General features: G+C 67.9%; 4 protein-coding genes and 1 pseudogene. 2 read left to right on the top strand and 3 right to left on the bottom strand.

From position 1 onward, the window contains the following. A pseudogene (locus Q0R23_RS03305) lies at positions 1 to 459 on the top strand (hypothetical protein); the annotation flags it as partial. Positions 460 to 462: 3 nt separating this feature from the next. Here Q0R23_RS03305 and Q0R23_RS03300 read toward each other — a convergent pair. The 3 genes from Q0R23_RS03300 to miaA form a co-directional block, all read right to left on the bottom strand. Next, the gene (locus tag Q0R23_RS03300; protein WP_293910335.1) at positions 463 to 1,230 is read right to left on the bottom strand and encodes an SDR family oxidoreductase; all 768 of its coding nucleotides are present in this window, start codon (positions 1,228 to 1,230) and stop codon (positions 463 to 465) included. Positions 1,231 to 1,285: 55 nt separating this feature from the next. Beyond that, a complete protein-coding gene (locus Q0R23_RS03295; RefSeq protein ID WP_293910333.1) occupies positions 1,286 to 2,593 on the bottom strand; it encodes an MFS transporter in 1,308 nt (435 codons plus the stop codon). A gap of 113 nt (positions 2,594 to 2,706) precedes the next feature. Continuing rightward, on the bottom strand, positions 2,707 to 3,618 hold the full coding sequence (miaA, locus tag Q0R23_RS03290; protein ID WP_293910331.1) for a tRNA (adenosine(37)-N6)-dimethylallyltransferase MiaA: 912 nt from the start codon (positions 3,616 to 3,618) through the stop codon (positions 2,707 to 2,709). A 550-nt stretch (positions 3,619 to 4,168) separates the two neighbouring features. On the opposite strand from miaA, the gene rpoD reads away from it, so the two are divergent. Beyond that, positions 4,169 to 6,076: an RNA polymerase sigma factor RpoD gene (gene rpoD, locus Q0R23_RS03285; RefSeq protein WP_293910329.1), complete on the top strand. Its 1,908-nt coding sequence runs from the start codon at positions 4,169 to 4,171 to the stop codon at positions 6,074 to 6,076. Positions 6,077 to 6,152: the final 76 nt, after the last annotated feature.

The raw sequence follows: 6,152 nt of genomic DNA, 5'->3' as shown, positions 1-6,152 counted from the left end.
GGCAACGGCTGGACGCAGCGCTGGCTCAGCGACGCGAGCTGGCGTTTCGAGGGCGAGAAGGTGCCGCAGATAAGCAGCGGCAAATGGGTCACGGTGCAGCTCTGGACGCACACCGAGCCGACGCCGGACTATCTCCGCTCCGAACTTAAAAGCGCGGTGAGAAGAGCCGCCTGGCAACTCGAATTCGGATTGCCCCGAACTCTGAACCAAATGCTGGCGCAGGAAGGCGCGGCGCTGGGCGCGGGCGGCGGCCTGTTCGGCGGTGAGCCGCTGGTGCTGGACCCGGACGAACTGGACTACACCCGGAGCATTCTGGCACCGGTTCTGGACTCTGCACACTGGCCGAGTTGCTTCGCGGCCCTCTACGGCGACGAGGCGGCGCGGGAAGTCGGGTATCCGGCGCTGGGGCTGGGACGATTGGCGGGCTTCCGGCTGGCGCTGAGCAGGACAGTCAGGTAACGCTCAGCGCTTGCTCACTCTCAGGCTCTCCCAGCTCGCGTCAGAGGCCCAGCCGCCGTCCACGCTGAGGGTGACGCCGTTGACAAAGGGGCTGGCGGCCTCGTCGGTGAGGTACAGCACGGCGCGGGCGATGTCATCCGGGGTGGCGAAGCGGCCCATCGGCACGCGGCCCTCGATGTCGGCGTCGGTGTAGGCGCCCGAACCCATGTCCGCCGCGTCCATCTCGGTCTTGACCCAGCCGGGGCAGACGGCGTTGACGCGGACGCCGCGTGCGCCCCACTCGGCGGCCAGGGTGCGGGTCAGGCCGATCAGGCCGTGCTTGCTGGCGTTGTAGGCGGCCCGGTCCGAGACGGCCAGCAACCCGGCCACGCTGGAGATATTGACGACCGCGCCCCGGCGCTGAGTGAGCATCACCTGGCCCAGCTCGCGGCACAGCAGGAACGGCGCGGTCAGATTCACGTCCAGCACGCGCCGGAACGCGGCGGCGGTGGTCAGTTCGGCGGGCGTAATAAAACTGATCCCGGCGTTGTTGACCAGCGCGTCCACCCGGCCCCAGCGCTCCAGAATGGCCGCCTTGTGCGCCAGGACCACCCCCTCGTCGCTGAGGTCGCCGGTCAACATCAGGGCGTCGGCCCCGTTTGGAATGGGCGAGGATCGCAGATCGAGCAGCGCCAGGGCGTCGCCGCGCAGGGCGCACAGCTCGGCGGTGCGGCGCCCGATGCCCTGGGCCGAGCCGGTGATGACGGTCACGCGGGGAGTGGAGGTGGTCACGGCTTCAGGATAGGCGGTGAGAAGGGGGCCAGGGCGAAACAGAAGCTGGGCACGCTCACGAGGTCGCCACCGGCTGGGGCGCGTCCTCATCGTCGGTAGGGACGTTCTCGCCCAGGTCCATGGCCCGGAGTTCGGGGGCCAGCACGGCGGTGGCGGCCACCACCAGCAGGGTCACGATGCCGCCGAGCCAGACGCTGCGGGCGGTGCCGAGGGCGCTGGCCGCCAGCCCGCTCTCGAAGGCGCCGAGTTCGTTGCTGGCGCCGATGAACATGCCGCTCACCGCGTTCACCCGCCCGCGCATGTGGTCCGGGGCGCGGAGCTGGAGGGTGGCGTTGCGGATGACCATGCTCACGCCGTCGAACAGGCCAGCGGCGATCAGCGCGGCCACGCTCAAGTACAGGTTGCGCGACAGTCCGAAGACGATCATCGAGACGCCGAATCCGGCCACCACGCTCAGGAGTATCCGGCCCGCGTGTCTGCCGGGCGGGTGCCGGGCGGCGTAGAGCGTCACCGCCAGCGAGCCGATGCTGGGGGCGGCGACCATCAGGCCCAGACCGCGCGGGCCGACGTTCAGGATGTCCGGCGAGGCGAAGACCGGCAGCAGCGCCACCGCGCCGCCGAACAGCACGCTGAACAGGTCCAGCGCCATGCTGCCGACCAGGACCTGGCGCTGCATCACGAAGGCGACGCCCAGTTTGATGCTCTTTCCCAGCCGCTCGCCGGGCGTGAAGGCCGGAATGGGCTTGGCCTTGACGTACAGCACGCAGCCGAGCGAGACGACCAGCAGCACGCAGGCGAAGGCGTAAGCCCCAGTGGCCCCGACCAGGGCGTACAGCACACCGCCCAGCGCCGGACCGGCAATCGCGGCGGCCTGAGCGGCAGACGAGCGCCAGGCCGAGGCCCGCAGCAGCAGCTCGCGCGGCACGACCTGGGCCTGAAAGGCGGGCAGCGCCGGGTCGGAAAAACCGCGAGCCATGCCCAGCACGAAGATCAGCCCCAGCAGCGGCCACAACCCGCCCTGGGCGGCGTGCGGCGCGTAGAGGGTGAACAGCGCGGCGCAGACCACCTCCGCCGTGATGGTCATGAGCAGGATGCGGCGGCGGTCGTTGCGGTCGGCCACCACCCCACCGAGCAGCGCCAGGCTCAGCGCCGGAATGGCCTCGACCAGCCCCAGCAGGCCCAGCGTCAGCGGGTTGTGGGTGAGCTGGTAAAGCTGATACGCCACCGTCAGGCCCACGGCGCGGCCCGCCAGGGTGCTGGTGACGGCGGCCAGCAGCATGGCGCGGAATTCGGGCAATCGCAGCACGGCCCGGCTGGACGCGGCCGTAGACGTGGCTGTGGACGCGGAAGGATCGGCGGTCATGGCGCGAGTGTAAAGCGCTGCCCAGACTGGAAATGGCGCCTGGTCCGCCTGGGAGAGCGCTCAGGCGCTTGAGGAACGCTTGATCCGGGTGTGGGGCTGGGGCGACCTTCCGTTCATTCCAACTGATCTTCGGATGACAGGAAGGCTCGCAGCAGCTTCTCGACCTCGCCACGGTCACGAATCTCGGCGCCCAGTTGGGTTCTGGCCCAGGTGAGCTGACGGCGGGCGTACTGGCGGGTGGCGCGGAAAATCTGCTCCTGCGCGTCCCCGAAACTCACCTCGCCGCGCCAGAGGGCCAGCGCCTGCGGGTAGCCCAGCGCCTGCCAGACCGTCGGGCGCGGCTGGGCGCCGGGCGGCACCTGAGCAGCCAGCCACTCGGCCTCCTGCGGCCAGCCGGTGCGCAGCATGGTCTTTACCCGCCGGGCAATGCGGGCGTCCTGGTCAGGCGAGTTGAAGGCAAATACCCGGTAGCGCTGCGCCGGAGCGCTGTAGCCGAACGACCCCGGAAACCGCCCGCTGATGCGGTAGATTTCCAGAGCCCGCACGACCCGGCGCGGATTGCGCTCCATGCGCCGCGCCTCGGCGGGGTCGAGGGCGGCGATATCGGCCAGCAAGGCGTCCAGACCGCGTTCATGCAGCTCGGTTTCGGTCTGTGAGCGCACAGCCGGGTCGCCGGGCGGGGTCAGCGGCAGGCCGCGCACCAGGGCCGAGAGGTAAAAGCCGGTGCCGCCCACGATCAGCGGCAGGCGGCCACGCTCCACAACCCCGGCGATGGCGGCCTCGGCCAGCCGGAGCCAGCGGGCCACCGTAAAGTTCTCGCGCACGTCGGCCACGTCGAGCAGGTGATGGGGAGTGTGCTGGCGTTCGGCGGGCGTGGGTTTGGCGGTGCCGATGTCCAGGCCCCGGTAGACCGTGAAGGCGTCGGCGCAGACGATCTCCAGCGGGAAGGCCCCGGCCAGTTCCAGCGCCAGGGCGGTCTTGCCAGCAGCGGTGGGCGCGGTGAGGATCGGCAGGGGGCGGGGCATGGGAGCGCAGTGTAGAGGATGCAGTGCCGGGGATGATGGAGGGCTTAGAGCAGTACTCCGAATTACGCCACGGGGAAAACAGCCTCCCCGCGCCTCCATTCTGCGCCTTGCTCAGTCAACACTACTCGCTCCGCTCGGTCATAAAAAGGGTCTTTTTATGACATCTGCTCTAGGCACGCACAGGGAGCTGGAAGATGACGAGGATGCCGTTTTGTGCTGTAGCCAGGGCCGCGAGAATGAGGGAGTACAAGCCGCGCCAGGACGACGTTTTCTTCAATGTTGCCAGGGGAAGATAAATCGACGTGAGTTGGCCCTGCAAAACGTGAAAACGTGAGCCCCGGAGCCGCACCGCGCCGCCCATCTGCTAGATTAACCCGTTACGTGAACCACGCGCCAAGCGTTTTTTCCTCCGCTGAGTTTTCCCCCTCCTGATTTTCCTTCTGAGTTCACATCCATCTGAATCCACACCGCCGCATTCATACCGCCGCATTCATACCGCCGCCGCACGCCTCGCCCTGGCCTGTGTCTGTGGTGGCCCACTGGAGCAAGCATGGCTGAGCAGTCCCCCCGTACCCGCAAGAAAGTTCAACCCCCCGTTCCAGGCGCCCCTGCCGAAAAAGCGCCCCGGCCTGCGCGGGCCAGCGCCGTAGCCGCCAGCACGGCGAAACCCACGGCGGTCAAACCTGCTACGGTCAAACCTGCTGCGGCCAAGGCACCTGCGGCCAAAGCTCCGGGGGCCAAAACGCCGACGGCCAAGGCCAAGGCGGCGCCCAGCCCCGAAGCGAGTACAGGTCAGCCGGGAGCCAGCAAGCCAGGAGTCAGCAAAACCGTCAAGGCCGCGCCGCCCAAACCCCGCGCCGCCAAAGGCGCCAAGGCCGCCAGGGTCGCCGGAAGCGAAACCACCTCGGCGGCAACCGGAGCGGCGGCAGCTAAGGGAGTGACAGTCAAGGAAGTGACAGTCAAGGGAGCAGCCGTCACGGCCCCCCAGGCTGCGGCCCCCAAAGCGGCGGCCCCCCAGGCTGCGGCCCCCAAAGCGGCGACTAAAGCCAAAGCTGGCCCCAGGGGAGCGGGCGCCGCCAAGCCTGCCGGGGTGAGTGGGGCTGATAGGGGCGGCGCTGCAACCGGTGCTGGCGAGGTCGGCACCGCAAAAACCGGCACCGGCAAGGCTCCTCCTGAGAAAGTCGCCGCACCCAAAGCGGAAAAGGTCAGCAAGTCCAAAACCAGCAAGTTGAGCGCCCTGGTGATGCCGGAGAAGCCCTACTACCTGCATTCGAGCATTCAGGAGCTGCTCAAGGCTGGTAAAGCCGCCGGGACGCTGGGCAGCGAGGACATCGCCGCCGCCCTGGCCACCGCCCTGGAAGCCGCCGGAATGGACCCCGAAACAGAAGGGGCCTTCGAGGATTTGCAGCTCTACATCCAGGGCCAGCAAATCGAGATTCAGGATCTGGACGAGGAAGAGGAAGACGAGGCCGAGGCCGAGGAGAAGGAAGCCGAGGAAGCCGAGGAGGAAGAGAAGTACTTCGACGACATGCCCCGCGCCGTTAGCAACGACCCGGTGCGCCAGTACCTCCACGAGATCGGGCGGGTGCCGCTGCTGACGCTGGAAGAGGAGATCGCGCTGGCCCGCCGCATCGAGGAGGGCGAGGAAGCCCGCAAAGGCTACGACGAGGAGCCGGACCTGGAGGAACGCGCCCAGCGCCGCCTCAAGCGCCAGATGGAAGACGGCGCCGCCGCCCGCCAGGGGCTCATCGAGGCCAACTTGCGCCTGGTGGTCAGCATCGCCAAGAAGTACACCGGGCGCGGCCTGGGCTTTCTCGATCTGATTCAGGAAGGCAACCAGGGCCTGATCCGGGCCGTCGAGAAGTTCGAGTACCGCCGCCGCTACAAGTTTTCCACCTACGCGACCTGGTGGATTCGCCAGGCCATCAATAGGGCCATCGCCGACCAGGCCCGCACCATCCGCATTCCGGTCCACATGGTCGAGACCATCAACAAGCTGACCCGCACGGCCCGGCAGCTTCAGCAGGAACTGTCGCGCGAACCCACCTACGAGGAGATCGCCGAGGCGATGGGGCCGGGCTGGGACGCCGCTAAGGTCGAGGAGGTCCAGAAGGTCAGCCAGGAGCCGGTGTCGCTGGAAACGCCTATCGGTGACGAGAAGGACAGCTTCTACGGCGACTTCATTCCCGACGAGAATCTGGATTCGCCCGTCGAGAACGCCGCCAAGACCCTGCTGTCCGAGGAGCTGGAAAAGGCCCTGGGCAAGCTGACCGAGCGTGAGGCGATGGTCCTCAAGTTCCGCAAAGGCTTAGTGGACGGGCGCGAGCACACGCTCGAAGAGGTCGGCCAGCGCTTCAACGTGACCCGCGAGCGCATCCGCCAGATCGAGAACAAGGCGCTGCGCAAGCTCAAGTACCACGAGAGCCGGACGCGGAAGCTGCGCGACTTCCTGGATTGAGTAGAGCTGGACCGAAGTCAGCCAGGACGGAGGGGAGGGCCAAATGCGGCTCTCCCTTCTTGTGTTGTGGGACACT

It is taken from the genome of Deinococcus sp. (assembly GCF_025362455.1).
GTDB lineage: Bacteria > Deinococcota > Deinococci > Deinococcales > Deinococcaceae > Deinococcus.
Note: the sequence above shows the minus strand (reverse complement) of the source record. Positions and strands in the feature narration are given on the sequence as shown.